This is a genomic window from Alkalimarinus coralli (assembly GCF_023650515.1).
Taxonomy (GTDB): domain Bacteria; phylum Pseudomonadota; class Gammaproteobacteria; order Pseudomonadales; family Oleiphilaceae; genus Alkalimarinus; species Alkalimarinus coralli.
In genome coordinates this window covers 1923150-1945532 of record NZ_CP096016.1, presented here as the reverse complement: position 1 = coordinate 1945532, position 22383 = coordinate 1923150, and the positions used below count along the sequence as shown (strand labels likewise).

General features: G+C 45.1%; 18 protein-coding genes. 17 read left to right on the top strand and 1 reads right to left on the bottom strand.

The genetic code is table 11. The features are described from left to right. Positions 1-30 precede the first annotated feature (30 nt). The 8 genes from MY523_RS08615 to MY523_RS08580 all read left to right on the top strand — a co-directional run bounded on the left by MY523_RS08615 (position 31) and on the right by MY523_RS08580 (position 9301). Positions 31-894, top strand: a complete 864-nt coding sequence (locus tag MY523_RS08615) for an alpha/beta hydrolase (protein WP_250658374.1) — start codon at positions 31-33, stop codon at positions 892-894. 93 nt (positions 895-987) lie between these two features. Then, the gene (locus MY523_RS08610; protein ID WP_250658373.1) at positions 988-1929 is read left to right on the top strand and encodes a DUF4892 domain-containing protein; all 942 of its coding nucleotides are present in this window, start codon (positions 988-990) and stop codon (positions 1927-1929) included. A 185-nt stretch (positions 1930-2114) separates the two neighbouring features. Further along, positions 2115-3140 carry a patatin-like phospholipase family protein gene (locus MY523_RS08605; RefSeq protein ID WP_250658372.1) on the top strand — a complete coding sequence of 342 codons (1026 nt, stop codon included), beginning with the start codon at positions 2115-2117 and terminating at the stop codon, positions 3138-3140. A 150-nt stretch (positions 3141-3290) separates the two neighbouring features. Beyond that, positions 3291-4307, top strand: a complete 1017-nt coding sequence (gene prmB / locus MY523_RS08600) for a 50S ribosomal protein L3 N(5)-glutamine methyltransferase (protein ID WP_250658371.1) — start codon at positions 3291-3293, stop codon at positions 4305-4307. A 56-nt stretch (positions 4308-4363) separates the two neighbouring features. Continuing rightward, a complete protein-coding gene (gene aroC, locus MY523_RS08595) occupies positions 4364-5464 on the top strand; it encodes a chorismate synthase (RefSeq protein ID WP_250658370.1) in 1101 nt (366 codons plus the stop codon). Between the two features lie 66 nt (positions 5465-5530). Continuing rightward, the gene (locus MY523_RS08590; RefSeq protein ID WP_250658369.1) at positions 5531-6676 is read left to right on the top strand and encodes an MFS transporter; all 1146 of its coding nucleotides are present in this window, start codon (positions 5531-5533) and stop codon (positions 6674-6676) included. A 250-nt stretch (positions 6677-6926) separates the two neighbouring features. Further along, a complete protein-coding gene (locus tag MY523_RS08585) occupies positions 6927-7307 on the top strand; it encodes a phasin family protein (protein ID WP_250658368.1) in 381 nt (126 codons plus the stop codon). 185 nt (positions 7308-7492) lie between these two features. Continuing rightward, positions 7493-9301, top strand: a complete 1809-nt coding sequence (locus MY523_RS08580; RefSeq protein ID WP_250658367.1) for a PHA/PHB synthase family protein — start codon at positions 7493-7495, stop codon at positions 9299-9301. A 65-nt stretch (positions 9302-9366) separates the two neighbouring features. Here the strand turns inward: MY523_RS08580 and MY523_RS08575 are convergent, their stop codons facing one another. Beyond that, positions 9367-10248, bottom strand: coding sequence for a LysR family transcriptional regulator (locus MY523_RS08575; RefSeq protein WP_250658366.1), 882 nt, complete (start codon positions 10246-10248; stop codon positions 9367-9369). A 196-nt stretch (positions 10249-10444) separates the two neighbouring features. Here MY523_RS08575 and leuC point away from each other — a divergent pair, with 196 nt between their 5' ends. The 9 genes from leuC (at position 10445) to trpA (ending at position 22371) form a co-directional block, all read left to right on the top strand. Continuing rightward, positions 10445-11863 (top strand): 3-isopropylmalate dehydratase large subunit, encoded by a 1419-nt coding sequence (gene leuC, locus MY523_RS08570; RefSeq protein WP_250658365.1) that lies wholly within the window; start codon positions 10445-10447, stop codon positions 11861-11863. Between the two features lie 33 nt (positions 11864-11896). Continuing rightward, complete coding sequence (gene leuD / locus MY523_RS08565; protein ID WP_250658364.1) at positions 11897-12544, top strand: 3-isopropylmalate dehydratase small subunit; 648 nt, start codon at positions 11897-11899, stop codon at positions 12542-12544. 113 nt (positions 12545-12657) lie between these two features. After that, on the top strand, positions 12658-13746 hold the full coding sequence (gene leuB / locus MY523_RS08560; protein ID WP_250658363.1) for a 3-isopropylmalate dehydrogenase: 1089 nt from the start codon (positions 12658-12660) through the stop codon (positions 13744-13746). Positions 13747-13846: 100 nt separating this feature from the next. Continuing rightward, a complete protein-coding gene (gene asd, locus MY523_RS08555) occupies positions 13847-14962 on the top strand; it encodes an aspartate-semialdehyde dehydrogenase (RefSeq protein ID WP_250658362.1) in 1116 nt (371 codons plus the stop codon). A 421-nt stretch (positions 14963-15383) separates the two neighbouring features. Next, positions 15384-18716, top strand: coding sequence for a FimV/HubP family polar landmark protein (locus MY523_RS08550; protein WP_250658361.1), 3333 nt, complete (start codon positions 15384-15386; stop codon positions 18714-18716). Between the two features lie 65 nt (positions 18717-18781). Beyond that, on the top strand, positions 18782-19627 hold the full coding sequence (gene truA, locus MY523_RS08545) for a tRNA pseudouridine(38-40) synthase TruA (protein ID WP_250658360.1): 846 nt from the start codon (positions 18782-18784) through the stop codon (positions 19625-19627). Positions 19628-19709: 82 nt separating this feature from the next. Next, on the top strand, positions 19710-20342 hold the full coding sequence (locus MY523_RS08540) for a phosphoribosylanthranilate isomerase (protein WP_250658359.1): 633 nt from the start codon (positions 19710-19712) through the stop codon (positions 20340-20342). A 4-nt stretch (positions 20343-20346) separates the two neighbouring features. Then, complete coding sequence (gene trpB, locus MY523_RS08535) at positions 20347-21543, top strand: tryptophan synthase subunit beta (protein WP_250658796.1); 1197 nt, start codon at positions 20347-20349, stop codon at positions 21541-21543. A 21-nt stretch (positions 21544-21564) separates the two neighbouring features. After that, positions 21565-22371: a tryptophan synthase subunit alpha gene (gene trpA / locus MY523_RS08530; protein ID WP_250658358.1), complete on the top strand. Its 807-nt coding sequence runs from the start codon at positions 21565-21567 to the stop codon at positions 22369-22371. Positions 22372-22383: the final 12 nt, after the last annotated feature.

The window sequence follows — 22383 nt, the reverse complement described above, 5'->3', positions numbered from 1 at the left end:
TATGCGCTTTATGAATTTAGATACAAAAAAATGATGAAACCGCTTGAAGTATCAATCACGACTGACCGTATGACATTAGCGGCCCTTGAGTGGGGAAACCCTCAAGGGGAGACGGTTTTGGCTATTCATGGGTGGCTGGATAATGCCGCATCCTTTGAGTGCTTGGCTGAAGAAATGAATTTATCAACTATTCGTTTGTTAGCGATAGACCTGCCGGGGCATGGTTTGAGTGATCGCCGGCCAGAAGGCCAAATATACCACCTGATGGACTATATTGTAGATATTGTAGGTGTTATAAAGTCGTTAAACCTGACTAAGCTCAGCCTGCTTGGACACTCGCTAGGGGGCATCATTGCAATGCTTACTGCCGCCGCAGTGCCCGGTTTAGTGCATCGGCTGATACTGTTGGACTCGTTTGGCCCCATGGTGGATAAAGAGGAGGCTGTAGCAGAACAGTTAAAGAAGGCTATAAGCAAGATTTGTCTATCAAGCTCTCGTCCTCCGACGGTCTATCCAACCTTTGATGAAGCCGTTGAGGCTAGGCTAGGCGGGTTTGGCAAAATAAAACGTTCGGCTGCCGAGGTGTTATTGAAGAGGGGGCTGGTTAGAAAAGAAGGCGGCTATGTTTGGTCAACAGATGCTCGACTAAGGGAACCTTCACTTGTTCGCTTAACGGAGTTGCAAGTAAAAGGCTTTATGGCCGGAATTGAGTGCCCTGTGTGCCTGATCGCAGCATCCAAAGGGTATGTATCACTGGATGAAACCAAAAACTTAAGGCTCTCTTACTTGTCAAACATTGAAACTCATGAGGTTTCAGGACATCATCATTTTCACTTGGATGGTGATGTTGCTCAAACAGCGCGTATTGTTAGCAACTTTATAAACAAAGCTTAGGTGCGCAGTTTTAGGTTATAGGTTTAAATTGGTTATCTTTAACTGCCTGGTTAATCACATTATCTGGTTCAGGCAATAAAAAAGGAATTGGCTATGGTAAAGGTTAGACCTGGAGCGAATAGTAAGCTTGGAATGAATGTTTTTATTAGTCTTAACAGACAGCTTGCAGTAGCTGGAATGCTGTTCGCGCTACTATTTCAACCAGCCATGGCTGAGCCATTTTCCGTTGAACCTTATACACACTCTCGGCTCGTGTCATCTGACTCGGTTGATGACAAAGACTACTTGGTTCTGGTTTCGGCACCGAAGCGAATAAATAACCAGCTTCGAATTGAAAAAGAACTCAGGGTTGATGTTAAAGGCCAGAAAGAGACTTACCGTGTAAATGATGGGCACACCACCGAGCAGGCGTTTAACCACTACTTTTCTGAATTAAAACAGTTAGGCGGCTCTGTGATCTATCAATGTGCGAGCCGCGACTGTGGAAGAAGTACCAGCTGGGCGCAAGATGTGTTTGGCAATGCCAAACTATACGGTGAGGATGCCTCTCAGTTCTATTTAGCGGCTGCTGTTCAGCGTGGGGATGAGCAATGGCTGGTGAGTGTATATGCGGTAGAAAGAGGCAACAGGCGTGTTTATACACACGTTGAAACATTAAGGCTAAGATCGCCCGCCTCATCCGATATCGTTCAAGGGGTATTCGGTAAAAAGAACGCTATATTCGTTTTTAGTTATGAGTTAAGTGGTGTTGTCACGATTACCCCGGATATGGCTGATATTAATAAGGTTATTGAGCTTTCAGAAGCAACGCCCAGTTCAATGATCTATATCGTAGGGCACTTAATGGATGGATATTCCAGCAGTGCGGATGCTATAGCGAGATCTCAAGAAGCTGCCGAGATAATGGCGGCTCTATTGAGAAAAAGAGGCGTTGATTCAAATAAGCTCTCGGTAGTCGGTGTAGGCCCCTTGGTTCCTGTTAATCAGGGGGAGCGGTCAGGGAATAGAATAGAAGTTATCGTGCTCGATAAGTAAGGCAATAAGAACTTTGAGACCTTTGCACGACGTTATGAGCGAAGCAAAGACAAGGCAAAAAATGACGAAAAAGCGCAGTATATATGTAATATATGAGCATTTTGAGTCATTTTTTAACGCTGTATTTGTAAGCACAGTAGTCGTGCATAGATCTCAATTTGTAAGTAAGTGGGCGTGAACCAGTTATGAACGGACATGGTAAAACTGTTGCATTGGTACTCGGAAGCGGTGGGGCGAGAGGGTATGCCCATATCGGGGCGATTGAAATATTGCAGGAACGCGGCTATGACATTGTTGCTATTGCGGGGTGTTCTGTTGGCGCGATGGTCGGTGGCGTATATGCAGCGAATAAACTCAAAGAGTTCAAAGACTGGGCAACCGGCCTGGATCAGCTTGATGTACTCAAACTTGTCGACCTTTCGTTAACATCTCCAGGCGCTATCAGGGGCAATAGAGTGTTTGCCTTTGTTCGGGAATTGATTGGCGAAATAAATATTGAAGAACTCCCTATACCCTATACCGCAGTTGCAACAGACTTGTTGGCCCATAAGGAGATCTGGTTTCAAGAAGGACCTCTGCATCAGGCAATTAGGGCATCGGTCGCGATACCGAGCTTAATGGCCCCGGTTATTTTGCGCGAGCGATTACTGGTTGATGGGGGGTTGCTAAATCCATTACCGATCTTTCCAACGATATCATCCCATGCTGACTTAATTGTTGCCGTAAACCTCGGTTGGGAGGATGGGCTGAATATTAAACTTCGTGATGTATACACGCCTCAAGAAGAGTCAAAAATCGACCAGTGGATGGAAAAGGTAAAGAGTAAGGCATCGTCATTGTTTGATAAGGACGCACACAGCGAACAGGCCTCAATGGAGGAGCCGGAAGCTGAGCAAACAATAGTGGAGCAGAGCAATGATATCGGTACAGCCCAGCGTGAATTTGAAATAGTTCAGGCCTCACACAGGTTACCGTTTGGTATGGTGGATATTATGAACCTGTCATTTGAGGCAATGCAGAGTGCGCTTACTCAGTATAAACTGGCGGGTTACCCGCCTGATGTATTGGTTAATATTCCCAAAGAAGCTTGTAAAACATTTGACTACCACAAAGCGCCGGAGTTGATTCGGCTCGGGCGTGAGCTCACTGAGAGAGCGCTAGTAGCCCATGAAGAACAGGCTTCCATTGGTGCCGATCAAAGTATTTGCTAGTGTTTAGCTTAAATATTGATAATCATAAATAAACAACTGAGTTTGTCTATGAGGATGATTTGCGCCACTAAGCGCTGCTATTGCTATGAGGACAGACAGAACCAATAGCGCTATAATGCACCGTTTTACGAATGTCTAACTAGGTTGAAAATGTCAGTAGAAAATATATCCCCGCAGTCATTCAATTGTAGCACTACAGGAGCATCGGCTATCGAAACCGCTGATAAGAAACACCAGGGTACTCAAGCGTTGTTTGCTGATGATGTAGTTGGTGCATTAACGACCATTCGGGATTATATCCGCTATGCTATATCCTGCTTCAATCAAGCTGATGTATTTTATGGCCATGGTACTGATAACGCCTGGGATGAAGCTGTTCAATTAGTCCTAAAAACTGTGCACTTGCCTTGGGATATGTCTGATGTTGTTATGGACAGTGGTCTAACGCTTACTGAAAGGCGGCTCATTTTATCAAGAATCAAAAGCAGAGTCGTAAATCGAACGCCCGCCGCATATTTGGTTGGTGAAGCATGGTTTATGGGGCTGCCATTTTATGTTGATGAACGAGTTCTGGTACCAAGGTCGCCCATTGCTGAAATGATCGAAAACGGCTTTCAGCCCTGGTTAAAGGCAGACCCGGTCACAGACATTCTTGATTTATGCACCGGCAGTGGCTGTATTGGTATCGCCTCAGCTTTGGTCTTTCCAGAGGCAAGGGTTGACCTTGTTGACCTTTCAGAAGATGCGCTTGAGGTTGCTGCGATCAACATAGAAAAGCACAGCCTGGCAGGGCGAGTCAGCTGCATTCAATCTGACGTATTTGAAAACGTAACCAAAAAATATCAAGTAATCGTTTCAAACCCCCCTTATGTAGATGCAAAAGATATATCTGAAATGCCTCAAGAGTTTCGTAATGAACCCCGGCTGGGGTTAGCTGCGGGCGAGGACGGTTTGGATATTGTCCGCAGGATTCTGGCTGAGGCGAGACGCCACTTGACGGATGATGGTATTTTAATTGTAGAAACAGGAAATAGCTGGGAAGCGCTGGAAGCAGCTTACCCCGAGGTGCCCTTTACTTGGATTGAGTTTGAGCATGGCGGACATGGTGTCTTTATTATGAGTGCCGCAGAGCTCGATCAGTATAAGGCGCAACTTTTACAACCCTAAATTTTAATCATATCTGCCTGGAACAGGTTTAGATTACTACTGAAAGAATCAATACTATGTCTGGTAATACATTTGGCAAATTGTTTAGTGTCACCACATTTGGTGAGAGTCATGGTTTGGCATTAGGCTGTATCGTCGATGGCTGCCCGCCAGGGCTAGAGTTATCTGAGGAGGATCTCCAGCGAGATCTGGATCGAAGAAAACCGGGAACCTCCCGTTATACAACTCAACGCCGCGAAGCGGATCAGGTAAAGATTCTTTCCGGGGTGTTCGAAGGTAAAACAACAGGCACTCCTATCGGTTTGGTTATAGAAAATACAGATCAACGCTCGAAAGACTATTCCAATATTAAAGATACGTTTAGGCCCGCCCATGCAGACTATAGCTATATGCATAAGTATGGAGTGAGGGACTATCGTGGAGGAGGGCGCTCTTCTGCACGTGAAACGGCAATGAGAGTTGCGGCGGGTGGAATAGCCAAAAAATACCTTAAAGAACGCTTAGGTATAGACGTTAAGGGATACCTATCTCAGCTTGGCCCTATAACGATAGATAAAGTTGATTGGGATGAGGTGAGAAACAACCCGTTCTTTTGCCCTGATGTGGACAAGGTTCCGGAAATGGAATCTTATATGAAGGCGCTAAACAAAGAAGGGAACTCTGTCGGAGCCAAGATTGTTGTCGTGGCCAGTAATGTTCCTCCGGGTCTGGGAGAGCCTATTTTTGACCGGCTCGATGCAGAGCTTGCACATGCATTAATGAGCATTAATGCAGTCAAAGGTATCGAGATTGGCGCAGGCTTTGAGTCCGTCGCGCAAAAAGGAACTGAACACCGCGATGAAATCACTCCCGACGGTTTTCTGTCTAATCATGCAGGAGGAATTCTCGGAGGCATTAGCACCGGACAAGACATCGTTGCCAGCATCGCGTTAAAACCTACGTCTAGCTTACACCTCCCCGGAAAAAGCATTGATGTACAAGGAAACCCAATAGAAGTATCGACACATGGTCGGCATGACCCTTGTGTGGGAATCCGGGCCACCCCTATTGCAGAAGCAATGATGGCATTGGTGGTAATGGATCACTTTATGCGCAATCGCGCTCAAAATGCAGATGTTAACCCGCTAACCCCCGTTGTTCCAGCGTCCCCGGAATAGTTGATGGCATAGGGGACGTTGCGGTGACCTTGATGAGTAGAGCGGTATATTCATGACTCAGGTGATATGAAGCTCTACCTCAAACTCTCTTCATTTTATTTTTTCTACTTTGCACTTTTAGGTGGGCTAGCCCCTTATTGGGGCTTGTACCTCGAAGATGCAGGCTTCAGTTCAATTGAAATTGCTCAAATAACGTCAGTCCTAATGGTTACAAAAGTGGTCGCGCCCAACATTTGGGGTTGGGTTGGTGACCATTATGGTAAGCGGTTGGAACTTGTTCGCTATGGCGCTCTATTAACGTTTATATTCTTTCTGGCATTCTATATTGACAAAGGATTTTGGTGGTATGTGTCAGTAATGGCACTGTTCAGTTTTTTCTGGAATGCGATTCTGCCTCAATTTGAAGTCATAACACTACACTCATTAGGCGACAGACGAGAGCGTTATAGCCGGGTGAGGTTGTGGGGTTCACTGGGGTTTGTTGCGTCGGTTGTTTTACTGGGCGCAGCCTTTGATCATATTGCTATTTCGAATCTGCCAGGCTTTTTGCTGGTCATCATTGCGCTTATCGGGGCGAGTAGTCTTTTTAGTTTTGAGCAGCCAGATCACGGCGGTCAGCGTTCAAGAGCCCGTTTCATTGAGGCGCTTAAGTCGCCTTTAATTATAGCCTTCCTGTTAATTAACTTTTTACTGCAGCTGTCTCACGGCCCATATTACACATTTTACAGTATTTATATGGAAGACCTGGGGTATGGTCGAGCAACAATCGGTATTTTATGGGCGATAGGTGTAATAGCAGAGGTGTTGCTGTTTATCGTCATGCATCATTTGTTAAAAGCGTTCAGCCTTAGGAGTATTGTTATTGCATCGCTGCTGTTGACAACAATTAGGTGGCTCCTGGTGGGAAGCATCTCTAACTCGTTAGTTTTTTTGGTGCTGGCTCAATGCCTGCACGCCGCATCCTTTGGTGCAATGCACGCGGTTGCGATCCAATTCGTGCATCAATATTTTCCTGCGGACAACCAGGGGCAAGGGCAGGCGATATACAGCAGCGTCAGTTTTGGCGCTGGTGGAGCGCTAGGTGCAATACTGAGTGGTATCATTGTAACCGAGTACGGTAGCTCAACCGCGTTTAATGCGGCCGCTATTGCGTCCGGGGTTGCCCTTTTGATTGCTTTTGCCGGTTTTATTCATAGTCAGAATAATCGTTGACTGAGCGTTGGTTGGTATTTCCCATGAAAGAATTTTTTCGACTAATAGCATGTTTGACGCCTGTCAAGTAATATGTTTGTGTCTGGTGGTGTAATAAATGTGTAGTAAAAGGTAAGTAGTATTTAGAGATAGCAGTTGTCTTTATTGCTAGTACCCGCATTTGCTGCTAGTAGATAGAATGGCGGTTTGAGGTAGCTGACCAGCACTCATTCCTAGGGGACACAACAATTAAAACATACAGGTGGATGTTATGACTGACAATTTGATAGAAAATTTGACGACTCAAGCGACTTCTTTTTATGAGCCTATGGGAAAAATTAACGCCTTGATGGTTTCGAATATTGAGAAAGTTGCTGAGTTTCAGTTAGGGGCTGTAAAGTCATACGCTGAGCTTGCGATGAAGCAGTGGAAGCAGGTAACTGAAATTCGTGATATCGACAGTCTGAAGGACTTTGGTTCAAACCAGAGCGAAATCGCAAGTGAGCTTAGCCAGAAAATTGTTGAAGATATGAAGGCGCTTGGTGAAATGGGTATGGACTTTAAAGCACAGGTAGAAGAGATTGTTGCTCAGGCAAAGGCACCAAAAGAGGGTGCTGAAGATAAGGCTGAGGCAGAAGAAACGAAAGCATAACTGATAGTTAAAACCATTCAGCACCCTTCTTTTTTCTTAAAGGGTGCTACTGCTTATCTGGTGGTTAACTCGTTAATATCCATGTACTTTTAAGTTGATTGGATTAAACCACTAGTTTCAGCGCATCTAGATAGCTTTTTAAAGACTCTCTTTAAATAACAAGCAGAATACCACCAGGAGGGTGTATGAGTGACACAGAAAGTAATATAGCAAAAAATGCGGTTAAGAAGATATTCTCAAGTTTTGATAACGTCACCGGTCAATATCGCAAGGCACTTGAGGAATTCCTACAGAAAAACCCTTCTATTGATGACTCACAGATAAACACACTGTTTGATATGGTTGGCTCCTTCAGAGATATGGCGGAGCAGCTTACGTTACACCCTTTTCGTTTGGCTCATACGGAAGTCGAGCTGGTTAAAAATCATGCAAAGTTGATTGGTGCTACGGCGAATAGGTTGGTAGGTAAAATGGCTGACCCTATCGTAATGCCAGATAAAGGAGATCATCGGTTCGGGAGTGAAGACTGGTCTGACAATATGGTGTTTGACTATATAAAGCAGGCCTACTTGTTAAATTCAAAAGCGGTAATGGAATTAGTTGACTCACTCGAAGATTCAAATACTCACACCCATGACCAGTTTATGTTCTACTCCCGGCAAATAGTGAATGCTTTGTCGCCTAGCAACTTCCCTTTAACGAACCCAGAGGTTCTGAAAAAAACCATCTCTTCAGGCGGGATAAACCTGCTAGATGGGTTTAAGCAGTTTTTGGATGACTATAAGAAAAACCCTGGATTGCTAAATGTCTCAATGACAGACTTTTCTGCCTTCTCGGTTGGGAAAAATGTTGCGACGACGCCAGGAAAGGTCGTGTATCAAAATGAAATGATGCAGCTTATTCAGTACCTGCCAACAACCGAAAAGGTCAATAAGGTTCCGTTGTTAATCATTCCACCGTGGATTAATAAATACTATATTCTTGATCTGAAAGAAAAAAACTCGCTCATTAAGTGGCTGGTTGATCAGGGTAATACCGTCTTTGTCATCTCTTGGGTTAATCCAGGGCCTGCGTTAAGGGATACAGGCTTTGAAGATTATATGAAGCGGGGGCCACTGGATGCGCTTGATGCAATAGAGAAAGCAACCGGCGAAAAAGAGGTTAATGCAATCGGCTATTGTGTGGGTGGTACTCTATTAGCCAGCACGCTCGCCTGGCTGACGTCCAAGCGAAAGAAGCGGATTAAGTCTGCCACTTACCTTACAACGCTTATAGACTTTTCTGACCCAGGCGGAATCGGTGTCTTTATTAATGATAACTCCATCAGCAGTATAGAAAAGCGGTTGGATAAAGTCGGCTATTATGATGGGCGCGCAATGGCGTTTAGTTTTAATATGCTAAGAGAAAATGATCTTTTTTGGTCGTTTATTATTAATAACTACCTAAAAGGAGAAAAACCCGCGCCATTTGACCTCTTGTACTGGAACTCAGATGGCACCAACTTGCCTGCAAAAATGCACGGTTATTATCTGCGAAACATGTACCTTGAGAATAACCTTGTTAAACCTGGCGGAATTGAGCTTGATGGGGTGAAAATTGACATAAGCAAGATTAAGACACCCGCTTACTTTCTTTCGACCATTCAAGACCATATTGCTAAGTGGAAAAGTACTTATAAAGGCGCTTTGCTGCACTCTGGTGACGTTAAGTTCGTGCTCTCGGGGTCTGGACACATTGCTGGCGTGGTTAATCCACCCGCTCAAGAGAAGTATGGCTACTGGACAAACAATGAATGCCCAGCTGAGCCGGATATGTGGTTAAACAGTGCAACTAAGAACAAGGGCTCTTGGTGGAATGATTGGAAAACCTGGTCAGAGCAACATGTGGGGGAACAGGTAGAGCCTCGTACACCCGGTGATCGGGAATTAACTGTTATCGAAGATGCGCCAGGTTCTTATGTGAAGCTTCGCATTGCAGATGCAATTAAAAACTAGTTGCGGTTTATACACGCACCACCTTTCAAAAAGTCGCTTGCTATCAGCAAGCGACTTTTTTCGTTCTAGCCTTCGTTGCCCCATACCTTCTCAGCTTGCTCTATCAGCGCTTTTGCAGCGTTGCTTACTGTTTTTCGTTTGTGTGTTACGGCGCCTAGTTTTCTGGAAGGGCTATATTCAGGAGTCGATAAAATGGCGAGATGTTCATCAATCATCGTATTGGGTAGTACGCTCCAGCCAAGCCCGACAGACACCATCATTTTTATTGTCTCGAGATAATTGGTTGGAATGGCCGCGTTGAGTTTGAGCTGCTGGCTGGCAAACAGTTTCTCAATGATTTGATAGGTTAATGTTGTCTTGGATGGAAGGATGGCACTTGCTTTAGAGAGCTTTTCTATAGAAGTGCTTTGACTTGTTGCCAGCTCGTGGTCGGGCGCGCAGACAATGCTCATTGGGTCATTCCAGATCACGTGCTCTACGTAATTTGGGTAAGCGCCAGGCGTTACCGTTATGAAGCCAATATCTGCATGATTGTGGTCGAGCGCCTCAAATGCATTTTCTGACTCCATAAATAGAAGTTTCAGATCGACATCGGGGTATTTCTGTAAGAATGGTTTGATAACAAACGGAAGCCGGTGCAGGCCAATATGGTGGCTGGCGACCACGGTTAGCTGGCCGGAAATGTCGGATGAAATATTTAAAATTGACTGTTTGGCATTCTGAACCTCTCTAAGAATTGACGTTGCTCTAGGTAGTAGCTCTTCGCCCTCTTTGGTTAACTGAATGTCTCTTTGCCCCCGTTCGAAGAGTTTACAGTTTAAAACCTCCTCAAGGGTTCGGATTCTCTTGCTGATAGCAGGTTGGGTTACTGAGATTGCATCAGCAGCCTTTGAAAAGGAGCCCGTTTCAACAATGCTTATAAATGCGTTTAGCGAATCTATATCCATACAATACCCATACAATCTTTTCCTTTACTACACAAATAGCGGTAAGCGAATTCTGGTATTCTATTTGGTTATGCTGGTTATGAAAAATATGAATTTGTTTTATCGTAGCATGAGGATTAAAATTCAATCAAACATAAGGCTCAAGTGTGGTTGTTTTCTTGATGCTTAAAATATATCTGGAGTTGGAGAGGTCATCATGGCAGGAAAAACCCTTTATGATAAGTTGTGGGATGCCCACATGGTAAAGCAGCGCGAGGATGGCTCAGCGTTGATTTATATTGACAGGCAGTTACTCCATGAAGTGACGTCGCCCCAGGCTTTCGAAGGTTTGAGGTTGGCAGGCCGTAAACCATGGAGAATCGATGCAAACCTGGCAACGCCAGACCATAACGTGCCGACCACAGAGCGTTCTAGCGGTGTAGAAGGTATCGTAGACCCTGTCTCTCGTATCCAGGTTAAAACCTTGGATGATAATTGTGATGAATTTGGTATTACAGAGTTTAAGATGCTGGATGAGCGACAGGGTATCGTTCATGTTGTTGGTCCAGAGCAAGGTGCAACGCTACCCGGAATGACAGTTGTCTGTGGCGATTCACACACCTCTACCCATGGTGCATTTGGCGCTTTAGCCCATGGTATAGGGACCTCTGAAGTTGAACATGTGTTGGCAACCCAGTGCCTGATTCAGAAGAAAATGAAAAATATGCTGGTTAAAGTCAATGGCCAGGTCGGGGAAGGTATTTCCGGCAAGGATATTGTGTTGGCAGTGATCGGTAAAATAGGCACAGCTGGAGGTACGGGCTACGCTGTTGAGTTTGGTGGAGAGGCTATTCGTGCGTTATCCATGGATGGCCGCATGACGGTTTGCAATATGGCCATCGAAGCCGGTGCCCGGGTTGGGATGATCGCTGTAGACAGCACGACTATCGACTATGTTAAAGGTCGTACATACGCGCCAAAAGGGGACGACTGGGAGAAGGCTGTAGAGGCTTGGTCGGATCTAAAAAGTGATGACGATGCCGTATTCGACAAAGTGGTCGAACTAAATGCGGCTGACATTAAGCCTCAGGTAACATGGGGAACATCACCCGAAATGGTTGTTGCCATAGATGATAATGTTCCAGACCCTGATGATCATGATGACGCTGTTCAAAAAGAAGGCATTAATAGAGCGCTGGAATATATGGGGCTGGAAGCAGGCGCTCCTATTACCAGCATCAAACTCGATAGAGTATTTATTGGCTCCTGTACTAATTCTCGAATTGAAGATTTGAGAGTGGCAGCCAAGGTTGTTAAGGGGCGAAAAGTTGCAGAATCACTCACGCAGGCACTGGTTGTTCCTGGCTCTGGCTTGATTAAAAAGCAAGCAGAAGAGGAAGGCCTGGACGTTATCTTTAAGGATGCAGGTCTTGAATGGAGAGAGCCAGGCTGTTCAATGTGTCTTGCGATGAATGCTGATAAATTGGGCCAGGGTGAGCACTGTGCATCTACTTCAAACAGGAACTTCGAAGGACGACAAGGCTTTGGAGGGCGAACTCATCTGGTAAGCCCAGCCATGGCTGCTGCAGCAGCTATAGCCGGGCATTTTGTCGATGTCAGAGAATACTTGAGCTGATAGCAACACCGAGAATCGAGAGAGGATTAGAAGATGAAAAAGTTTACCCAGGTTACCGGTGTTGTTGCTCCATTGGATCGTGCCAATGTCGACACCGACATGATTATTCCGAAACAGTTTTTGAAATCTATAAAGCGAACAGGTTTTGGCAAAAACTTATTCGATGAGCTTCGCTATTTGGATGAAGGTCAGCCTGATCAAGATTGTGAAGGCCGTCCGTTGAATAAAGAGTTTGTGCTAAATCAGGAGCGTTATAAAAATTCAACGATACTGCTGGCGAGACAGAATTTTGGTTGTGGTTCCAGCAGAGAGCATGCACCGTGGGCGCTTGAGGATTATGGCTTTCGCTGCATTATAGCGCCTAGCTTTGCTGATATTTTTTATAATAACTGTTTCAAAAATGGCATCCTTCCCGTTACATTGGATGAATCAGTTGTTGACCAACTGTTTGAAGAGCTATTCGACAACGAAGGGTACCAGCTTACGATTGATCTGGAAAAACAAGTTATTACAACACCTAAAGGCAATGCAATTTCTTTCGACGTGGATGCATTCAGAAAGCATTGCTTAATTAATGGGTTGGACGATATTGGCGTAACGTTAGAAGATGCTGAGGCTATCAAAGCATTTGAAGGAAAAAGCAGGGAAGAGTCACCTTGGTTGTTTGATGCAATAGGTTAAGCTTTTGCCTGTTTGATTCATAAGCCTGTTATGAATCATAGAATAGTCGCTGTAACCGCTAGGTTTTGCTTACACAGAATATTTTTTAAGTATTTAGTTTTTAAGGTATAGAAATGAATAGAAATGTATTGTTATTGCCAGGTGATGGTATTGGTCCTGAAATCGTATCAGAAGCCGAAAAAGTTCTGCATCTGTTGAATGACTCGTTAGAAATGGGGCTCACCATTGATAAAGCTTTAGTGGGGGGCTCTGCTATTGACGAATTTGGTGTGCCTTTGCCTGATGTAACGCTAGAAAAAGCCAAAGCCGCAGATGCTATCCTGCTTGGTGCCGTTGGAGGGCCAAAGTGGGATGAGTTGGATATGGCTATCAGGCCTGAAAAGGGGCTGTTGGGCTTGCGCTCAAATCTAAAGCTGTTTGGCAATTTGCGTCCGGCAATTTTATACCCTCAGCTAGCTGAGGCATCTACGCTAAAGCAAGATGTTGTCTCAGGGCTGGATATCCTGATTGTTCGAGAGTTAACAGGAGGTATATATTTCGGTCAGCCTAGAGGTATTCGCGTGCTTGAAAACGGTGACCGCGAAGGCTACAACACCTACGTATACAATGAGAGTGAAATCAAAAGGATAGGGCGTGTTGCATTTGAAGCGGCACAAAAGCGTGGCGGCAAGCTATGTTCTGTTGATAAAGCTAATGTGCTTGAGGTAACTGTACTATGGCGTGAAATTATGGATGATCTTGCAAAAGAATATCCTGACGTAGAGTTGAGTCATATGTATGTCGACAACGCTGCAATGCAATTAGTGCGTGCACCCAAGCAGTTTGACGTAGTAGTAACGGGCAACATGTTTGGAGATATATTGTCTGACGCCGCCGCGATGTTAACCGGTTCAATCGGGATGCTGCCTTCTGCCTCTCTTGATGAAGAAGGTAAAGGAATGTATGAGCCGTGTCATGGTTCCGCGCCTGATATTGCGGGGCAGGGTATTGCAAACCCTTTGGCAACGATTCTGTCGGTGGCGATGATGTTGCGGTACAGCCTGGCTGAAAACAAGGCGGCTGAGTTGATTGAAAAAGCGGTTAGCAACGTGCTTGATCAAGGGCTCAGAACGGCAGATATCTATTCAGAAGGAACAACTAAAGTGAGCACGTCTGATATGGGCGATGCAGTAATTAGTGCTTTAAGCACATTAGTTCAATAAATTTCCAGGTAAAGGCCTTGTGTCATTGATGTGAGGCCCTAATCTTGATAGCGTAAGGCACGCGATTGCAAAAAATTCAAATGTGGTACTGAGATTTATCATGAAAAAAGTAGGTTTAGTCGGTTGGCGAGGCATGGTCGGTTCCGTGCTGATGCAAAGAATGCGAGAAGAAAGTGATTTTGACTTAGTTGATCCGGTATTTTTCTCAACATCCCAAGCGGGCCAGGCTGCTCCCGAGGTAGGGAGTAATACGTCTGTGCTTCAGGATGCAAATAGTATTGATGCTCTGAAGGAAATGGACGTTATTATTACTTGCCAGGGCGGAGACTATACCAAATCTGTCTATCCTTCATTAAGAGAGTCCGGGTGGCAAGGTTACTGGATTGATGCTGCGTCGTCGCTTCGAATGGATGAAGATGCAGTCATTGTTCTGGATCCGGTAAACAGTAATGTGATCGATAAGGCGCTTGAACAAGGCGTAAAAACCTACGTCGGTGGCAACTGCACAGTAAGCCTGATGTTGATGGCTTTAGGTGGTTTATTTGAAAAAGACTTAGTCGAGTGGGTAAGTCCTATGACTTATCAAGCGGCTTCTGGCGGTGGTGCACGCCATATGCGAGAGTTGATCAGCCAGATGGGCGCTATACATTCGTCTGTGGCAGACTTGCTTGATGACCCGGCTTCTGCAATTTTACAAATTGATAAAACCGTAGCAGAAACCATACGATCAGACGCTCTGCCGACAGAAAACTTCGGTGTTGCGTTAGGTGGAAGCTTGATTCCATGGATTGACTCTCAGTTAGATAACGGTCAGAGCAGAGAGGAGTGGAAAGCAGAAGCAGAGACCAACAAAATTCTAGGCTTATCTTCAGCTCCAATCCCGGTTGACGGGCTTTGTGTTCGCATAGGCGCAATGCGATGCCATAGTCAGGCGATGACTATTAAGCTTAAAAAGGATCTCCCAGTATCCGAAATAGAAGCTATCTTGGCAGCTTCAAATGACTGGGTTAAGGTAATTCCTAATGACAAAGAGGCAACGGTTAATGAGTTGACGCCTGCAAAAGTCACAGGAACACTTAGCGTACCCGTTGGGAGGATAAGAAAGCTCAATATGGGGCCTGAGTATATTTCCGCCTTTACTGTCGGTGACCAACTGCTTTGGGGGGCTGCTGAACCCCTAAGAAGAATGTTGAGAATCATTCTTAATCGCGACTGATTTCATCGTCTTATAACCAAGGAGTGGAGGCTTTCACTCTTTGGTTAACACTTCACTTATCTTCTTTGTTCCCCCTCATTCCCATCGCTATTGTGTTTTTCAAGCTTCGCTTTGATTTTATGGCCTTGACGCCAGTTGACTGATTTACGCAATGCCGCGTTCATTACCGGTCAATCTGGTTAATTCTGCTGTCCCAAGCTCACAGGTAACAATTAGAAACACAAAGAATTATTGAAAAATCACCGTTTATAAACAATACTTGTTACCTAGTTGTGTCGAATCATAAATTATTGAATAAAAGCAACTGTCTGGAATAGTTTTTTAAACCTGAAAGTTCATTTGATGATCTAACATTAAAGTGCTCATGGTTTGAATGCTCTTAAACTTAGTGCAAAGTGTATAACAAGAAAGGAAAGAAGAGATGATGCGCAAGCTTGCGGTTGCTCTATCACTAGCGGGTGTTTTAGGTGCTGGTGTTGTTCAGGCTTTAGGACTGGGAGAGGCTTCAGTAGAGTCAACCCTTAATCAACCGCTCAAAGCTGAAATTGAATTGGTTAATGTTCGAGACTTGGAAGAAAATGAAATACTTCCCGGTCTAGCGTCAAGAGAAGAGTTTTTGAATGCTGGCGTGGAGAGAATATATTTCCTTTCTGATGTCAGGTTTGAGGTTCAGCGCAACGAAAACGGAAAAATGGTTGTAGAGTTGACTACGACTAAACCGGTGCGTGAACCATTTCTTAACTTTCTTGTTGAAGTAATATGGCCAAGTGGCCGACTTCTAAGAGAATATGCACTGCTAATAGACCCTCCAATATATGGAGAAGAACCACTTGCCCCGGTTCGACAGGTTACATCTACGGCCACCCCAACCAATCAACTGCCTGAAATTGAAGTGATTGAGTCGTCGCCTTCATCGCAGAATGTCACTGAAAGCATCGCTTCGCAGCCTGAGTTCAGCAGTGTCAGTCAGCAGGGTGGTGGAACCTATGGGCCGACCACCAACAGCGATACCATGTGGGCTATCGCTCTAAAGGTTCGTCCTGATAGTTCAGTCACGCCTCAGCAAACAATGTTGGCCATCCAGGATTTAAATCCTGATTCTTTTATAAATAACAACATTAACAGTCTTAAAAAAGGACAAGTTCTCCGACTTCCTGGCATTAACGAGATTAGGCAGCGTTCAAAAAGAGATGCAGTGAGAGGTGTTATTGCCCAGAATCGAGACTTTGAAGCGCGCACGTTAGGTAAGAATGTTGTTGATGCCACACCAAAGGTTGAAACACCTTCGGCTGCTCCTGAAGTAAGCACAGGTGATGAGCTTAAGTTGGTGGTTGCAGAAAAAAGCAGCGCTGCTGATAACCAGTCGGGGGCGCATGCTGGAGAGTCGGCCATTGAAGGTAGCGCAGAAGCACTTAAAAACGATTTAGCCGTTACGCTTGAGAAGCTTGATCAAGCAAGCCTGGAAAAGGAAGAACTTAATAGTCGTGTTAAAGATCTTGAGGAACAGCTGGAAACGCTACAGCGGTTGCTGACCCTGAAAGATGATCAGCTGGCTAATCTTCAGACTCAAATGGGCAAAGAGCAAATAGAAGAGACTGAAGGGTTGGCGGGTGAAAGCCAGGATGAAAAGTTAGCCACAGCAGATGAAGCAGAGCCTTCTGCTGAGGTTGAACCTGCTTCAGAAATCGAGGCTGTAGAGTCATCTGAGAAAGACGAAGAGGTGGTTGATTCTGAGGTGGTTGATTCTGAGGTAGCAAGCGAAGAGGCTAAAGTCGATGATCAGTTAAGCTCTAGCGAGTTAGAACCGAGCAAAGACGCCCCCGCAGCAAAAGTGGAAACACCTGCTGTTAAGCCTAAAGCAGCGCCAGTACCGGTTAAAGAAGAGCCAGTACAAAAAGAAATGACGTTGCAGTCTGTGGTTGATATGGTTCTGAAAAACCCACTATATCAGGCGATAGCTGCAGGGCTGGTGATTCTACTGTTATTGATTGTTTGGCTGCTCTCTCGCAGGAATGCACAAAGGGAGCAAGAATTCTTCGAGACTAGAAATGAGTTGGGAGAAGAGCCAGGTGATATTTTTGATGTAGAAGAACCTGCAGATGAAGATGAAATCTTGCCTGAAGATGGAAGTGAGACGGCTGTTGATGAAGCCGAAGCACCTGCTCAGCCTGAAACTGAAGATGTTATTGCAGAAGCAGACATTTATATCGCATATGGCCGTTTGGATCAGGCTGCACAGTTGTTAGAGACGGCGATATCATCAGAACCACAAAGAACAGATATCCGCCTTAAGTTGCTGGAAGTTTATGCTGAGTCGAATGAACTTGAGTCTTTTGATAAGCAATTTAATGAAATTAACGCATTAAACGATGATTATGCGATCGAGCAGGCAACAGAGATTAAGAGCAGATTACCTGACGCTGAAGATATCGTGTCAATCGACGACTTGGAAAGCCAGCTTTTATCAGGCGATGTAGAAAGTGAGCCTGAAGACTCAAAAGATGACATGGGCGTGATTGAATATGAGCCCACAAAAGTTGAAGAAGTGTCTGACGAAGTGCTTGACGTAGATTCAGATCTGAGTGAACTCGAGAGTGAGCTTTCCATCGATGGTGCGGGTGCTGATTCTGAATTGGCGGAGGATGACCTTGATATTGACTTTGATATTAATGAGTTAGATTTGGAGGCAGATGAAACACTTTCTGAAGCAGATACTGCTCCATTGGATTTAGAGCTTGATGATATCAGTATTGAAGAGCCTGCCAAGGATGACGTGGCGGCTGAGGTAGATGATCTTGATCTGGATTTAGATTTTGAGTCTAAAGATGGAAGCCTTTCAGCAGAAGATAGCTTACTCAGTGAAGACCTTGACTTGGATATCAGCGAAGAAGGGGTGGATATTAGTGAAGAAGGGTTGGATATCGACCTTGATGAAACTGAGCTGACTGAATCACCAGACTTGTCGCTTGATCAGGAACTGGCTGATATTGATAGTGAGTTGGATGAGATTGACTTGGATATTGAAGGTTCAAGTGAAGTTCAGCCTGAGGAAAAAAGTGATGAGTTAGCGTTAGAAGGAGGAGATTTAGACGATGCGCTGAATCTTGATGATCTCGATTTAGAGTTGGATAAAATTGACTCTGAGCTAGATGTTAACTTTGAGGCAGGTGACAGTACTACTGAGTCGGACGAGTTATCAGTGGACTCGGTTGAAGAAGCCGACGCGGTAGATGAAACTGATCTTGATAGTACGCTTTTGGACGTTGATTCAACTGTCGTTGAAGACTTGGAAGATATAGCTGACACCTTGGCAATTGAGGGTGAAGAAGACGCTCCGTTGCAAGAAACTGATGTATTAGCATCTGAGTTGGATATCGATGACAGTACTGTAGATGAAAGTATTTTAGATGAAAGTATTTTAGATGAGAGTACTTTAGATGAAAGCACTTCAAGTGATGTTGAGACACCACAAGAGATTGAGGTTGACGATAGTGTGCTTGACATAGCTGAAGAGCCAATTGCGGCTGATGAAAAAGCAGATTCTGGCGAAGGTTTTGAGTCAGACCTCACAGAAGATGAAGATTTTGATTTTCTAGCGGGCACTGATGAGGCTGCCACCAAGCTTGACTTGGCAAGAGCCTATATTGATATGGGTGATAGCGATGGCGCGAAGGATATTTTGGAAGAAGTTGCGCTAGAGGGAAGTGACGAGCAGAAGAAGGAGGCTCAAGATCTTCTTAAAACGTTGGACTAATATTTCAAAATCGGTAATCTATACCACTTAGTAAAACCTGCAATGCTATGGTGTAGATCAATTTAATGAGTTTAGTCGAATCTAACACGCCCGGAACCTTAATTGGCTCTGGGCGTGTTGCGTTAGTACTTGAGTATAATGGCAGTCGTTATCACGGGTGGCAGTCACAGAAGTCGGGTCATCCTACTGTTCAGCAGCATTTAGAGGCTGCACTATCCAAAGTTGCAAACAGCCCGGTAGATGTAATATGTGCGGGTAGGACTGATGCAGGTGTTCACGCATCTCATCAGGTTATTCACTTTGATACCATAGCTACTCGATCATTTCGTTCCTGGATTATGGGAGCAAATGCGAACCTGCCTGGGGATATATCTGTTCACTGGGTTGGTAATGTGCCTGACTCATTTCATGCTCGTTTCTCTGCGCTTAACAGGCGCTATCGTTATGTCATATATAATAGCCCAATCAGGCCCGCGCTCTTTAATGAGACGGTCACTTGGAACTATCGCCCATTGGATGAAGGGCGTATGGCTACAGCTGCGAAGAGCCTTGTCGGGGAACATGACTTTTCATCTTATAGGGCGGCTGGGTGTCAGGCAAAGTCACCTGTTCGTACCATTGAGTTCCTAAATGTGCAGCGATTTGGTGATTTTGTAATCTTGGATATCCAGGCTAACGCATTTCTTCATCATATGGTGAGAAACATCTCAGGCGTATTAATGGCGATAGGCTGTGGGAAACATCATGAGGGATGGGCAGAGGAGGTATTGCACGAGAAAGACCGTGCGGCCGGGGGCGTTACTGCGCCTCCCTATGGTCTTTATTTTGTGGGTGTGGGTTATGATGGGGGGCATATCCCTTCTTCGGAACCGGGTCCTTCTTTACTTAAGCCTTATTATGTAGGCAGTTGACTCACTAAAAACGGCTTAGGGTCGTATAATAACCTTATTCACTGTTATGGGTGTTGGCAATAGTTCTGTTGCGGAATAGAGTATGATTCGAACACGAGTAAAAATTTGCGGTATTACAAGGGAAGAAGATGGCTTGGCTGCAGCGGGAATGGGGGCTGACGCACTGGGTTTTGTTTTTTACGAGAAGAGTCCCAGGTATGTTAGCATTGAACGTGCCGCTGAGATTTGTGGCAAGCTCCCCCCATTTGTTACAAAGGTCGGTTTGTTTGTTGACGCTGACCGTGATGTGGTTACTGATGTTTTAGAGCGCGTTAATATAGACCTCTTGCAGTTCCATGGTAACGAAAACTCTGTTTACTGTGAGTCTTTTAACCTCCCGTATATAAAAGCGATACGAGCTAAAAGTAGAGAGAGCATTCTCAGTGAAATAGATGCTCATGCAAGGGCTATTGGCGTGTTGATTGACAGTTATGTTCCAGGGGTACCTGGAGGAACCGGAAGCCTGTTTGACTGGTCGCTGATTCCAAGTGAATATAGATCTAAAATTATTTTGGCAGGAGGCCTAACCTCCGAAAATGTGGCAGAAGCGATTTCTGCTGTGAGGCCCTTTTCTGTTGATATTAGCGGCGGCGTTGAAAGCAGCAAAGGGATCAAAGATCATGACAAGATTTATCAATTTATGAAAGAGGTGGCAAGTGCCGACAAAATATACTGATGATATGCTTCAGAAAATACCTGATGCGAGCGGGCATTTTGGAGAGTTTGGCGGTCGGTTTGTATCAGAGACACTTATGCCTTCTCTTCTTCAATTAGAAGAGCAATACAATACGCTAAAGAATGACCCCAGGTTTCAGGAAGAGTTCTATCGCGATCTGGCTGATTATGTTGGCCGCCCATCGCCTTTATATTTTGCAGAAAGGCTTACTAATAAGGTCGGTGGCGCGAAGATCTATCTTAAGCGTGAAGATTTGAATCATACCGGAGCTCATAAGGTAAATAACACAATAGGTCAGGCGTTACTCGCTAAACATCTGGGTAAGCCGAGGATTATTGCGGAAACAGGTGCAGGTCAACATGGCGTGGCAACGGCGACAGTTGCAGCCCGTCTTGGGCTTGAGTGCACAGTGTTTATGGGTGCAGAGGATGTTCAGCGTCAGGCCCAGAATGTATATAGAATGAAGCTCTTGGGGGCTACAGTTGTCCCCGTTGAGAGTGGAACTCGCACGCTAAAAGATGCGATGAATGAAGCAATGCGTGACTGGGTAACGAATGTCGATGATACATTCTATATTATTGGCACGGTGGCTGGCCCTCACCCTTACCCTATGTTAGTCAGGGACTTTCAGACCGTTATCGGTAAAGAGGCGAAACAGCAGTGCTTGGACAAAGAGGGCAGACTTCCAGATGCGTTGGTTGCATGTGTAGGGGGAGGTTCAAACGCAATTGGCCTATTTTACCCATTTGTGGGAGATGAAGGGGTAAAAATGTACGGTGTTGAAGCCGCAGGACATGGGCTTGAAACCGGAGAGCATGCAGCCCCCTTGTGTGCGGGTGAGCCCGGAGTGTTGCATGGTAACCGTACCTACTTAATGTCTGACGATAATGGCCAGATTAGTGCGACTCACTCTGTCTCAGCCGGGTTGGACTACCCTGGGGTTGGCCCCGAACATAGTTGGTTGAAAGATGAAGGGCGTGCAGAGTATGTAGCAGTGACAGATGATGAGGCGCTTGATGCATTTAGAACGCTGACCAGAGCCGAGGGCATTATTCCAGCTTTGGAGTCAAGCCATGCGATTGCGTATGCAATGAAACTTGCCAAACAGATGGATAAAGAAGAAGTTATTATCGTGAACCTGTCTGGACGTGGAGATAAAGATATGCATACGATTGCGGAAATTGACGGCATAACCGTATAGATTTTATTTGGGGATTATCTGATGAGTCGAATTAAAGCTGTGATGGAGCAGTTAAAGCGTGGCGGGAAAAGTGCGTTGATCCCCTATATTACAGGGGGGGATCCAGAGCCCGGGTTGACGGTGGAGCTGATGCACGAGCTTGTAAGTGCGGGGGCTGACATTATTGAACTTGGTATACCATTCTCTGATCCGATGGCTGATGGCCCTGTTATTCAGTTGGCTTGTGAGCGAGCGCTGGAGCATAACGTTTCGCTTGATGATATTTTATTGATGGTAAAAGCATTTCGAAATACAAACAGCGATACTCCAGTTGTATTAATGGGATATCTCAACCCTATCGTAAAAATGGGTTATAAAGAGTTTGCTTCCTCTGCAGCCGAAGTAGGTGTTGATGGGGTGTTGGTGGTAGACCTTCCGCCTGAAGAAGGGCATGAGCTGCTCGTCGAGATGAAGAGCAATAACCTGGACTCTGTTTACCTTATTGCCCCTACCACTACTGATGACCGTATAAAAACCATTTGCGATGCCAGTTCTGGCTATGTTTATTACGTTTCAGTTAAGGGTGTTACCGGTTCAGCAAGCCTGGATGTGAGCAGTGTTGCAGAGAAACTTGCTGTTATCCGAGGCAAAAGTGAAATTCCGGTCGGGGTCGGGTTTGGAATAAAGGATGCTGAATCCGCAGCAGCAGTGTCATCTGTTGCAGACGGCGTTATTGTGGGTAGTGTTTTAGTCAATACTATCGCTGACAATATCGGAGATCACGAACAAATTAAATCCAAAATATTCAGTATCGTATCGTCAATGCGTAAGGCAATGAATGCTCAATAAATGGAAACATCA

What these genes read in the sequence shown, in the direction of transcription:
- leuC (WP_250658365.1), top strand. Translation starts at nt 10,445, where the DNA reads ATGGCAGGAAAAACCCTTTATGATAAGTTGTGGGATGCCCACATGGTA.
- MY523_RS08540 (WP_250658359.1), top strand. Translation starts at nt 19,710, where the DNA reads ATGATTCGAACACGAGTAAAAATTTGCGGTATTACAAGGGAAGAAGAT.
- MY523_RS08580 (WP_250658367.1), top strand. Translation starts at nt 7,493, where the DNA reads ATGAGTGACACAGAAAGTAATATAGCAAAAAATGCGGTTAAGAAGATA.
- MY523_RS08550 (WP_250658361.1), top strand. Translation starts at nt 15,384, where the DNA reads ATGATGCGCAAGCTTGCGGTTGCTCTATCACTAGCGGGTGTTTTAGGT.
- trpB (WP_250658796.1), top strand. Translation starts at nt 20,347, where the DNA reads ATGCTTCAGAAAATACCTGATGCGAGCGGGCATTTTGGAGAGTTTGGC.
- MY523_RS08605 (WP_250658372.1), top strand. Translation starts at nt 2,115, where the DNA reads ATGAACGGACATGGTAAAACTGTTGCATTGGTACTCGGAAGCGGTGGG.
- MY523_RS08610 (WP_250658373.1), top strand. Translation starts at nt 988, where the DNA reads ATGGTAAAGGTTAGACCTGGAGCGAATAGTAAGCTTGGAATGAATGTT.
- aroC (WP_250658370.1), top strand. Translation starts at nt 4,364, where the DNA reads ATGTCTGGTAATACATTTGGCAAATTGTTTAGTGTCACCACATTTGGT.
- prmB (WP_250658371.1), top strand. Translation starts at nt 3,291, where the DNA reads ATGTCAGTAGAAAATATATCCCCGCAGTCATTCAATTGTAGCACTACA.
- MY523_RS08575 (WP_250658366.1), bottom strand. Translation starts at nt 10,248, where the DNA reads ATGGATATAGATTCGCTAAACGCATTTATAAGCATTGTTGAAACGGGC.
- trpA (WP_250658358.1), top strand. Translation starts at nt 21,565, where the DNA reads ATGAGTCGAATTAAAGCTGTGATGGAGCAGTTAAAGCGTGGCGGGAAA.
- MY523_RS08615 (WP_250658374.1), top strand. Translation starts at nt 31, where the DNA reads ATGATGAAACCGCTTGAAGTATCAATCACGACTGACCGTATGACATTA.
- leuB (WP_250658363.1), top strand. Translation starts at nt 12,658, where the DNA reads ATGAATAGAAATGTATTGTTATTGCCAGGTGATGGTATTGGTCCTGAA.
- truA (WP_250658360.1), top strand. Translation starts at nt 18,782, where the DNA reads ATGAGTTTAGTCGAATCTAACACGCCCGGAACCTTAATTGGCTCTGGG.
- leuD (WP_250658364.1), top strand. Translation starts at nt 11,897, where the DNA reads ATGAAAAAGTTTACCCAGGTTACCGGTGTTGTTGCTCCATTGGATCGT.
- MY523_RS08590 (WP_250658369.1), top strand. Translation starts at nt 5,531, where the DNA reads ATGAAGCTCTACCTCAAACTCTCTTCATTTTATTTTTTCTACTTTGCA.
- asd (WP_250658362.1), top strand. Translation starts at nt 13,847, where the DNA reads ATGAAAAAAGTAGGTTTAGTCGGTTGGCGAGGCATGGTCGGTTCCGTG.
- MY523_RS08585 (WP_250658368.1), top strand. Translation starts at nt 6,927, where the DNA reads ATGACTGACAATTTGATAGAAAATTTGACGACTCAAGCGACTTCTTTT.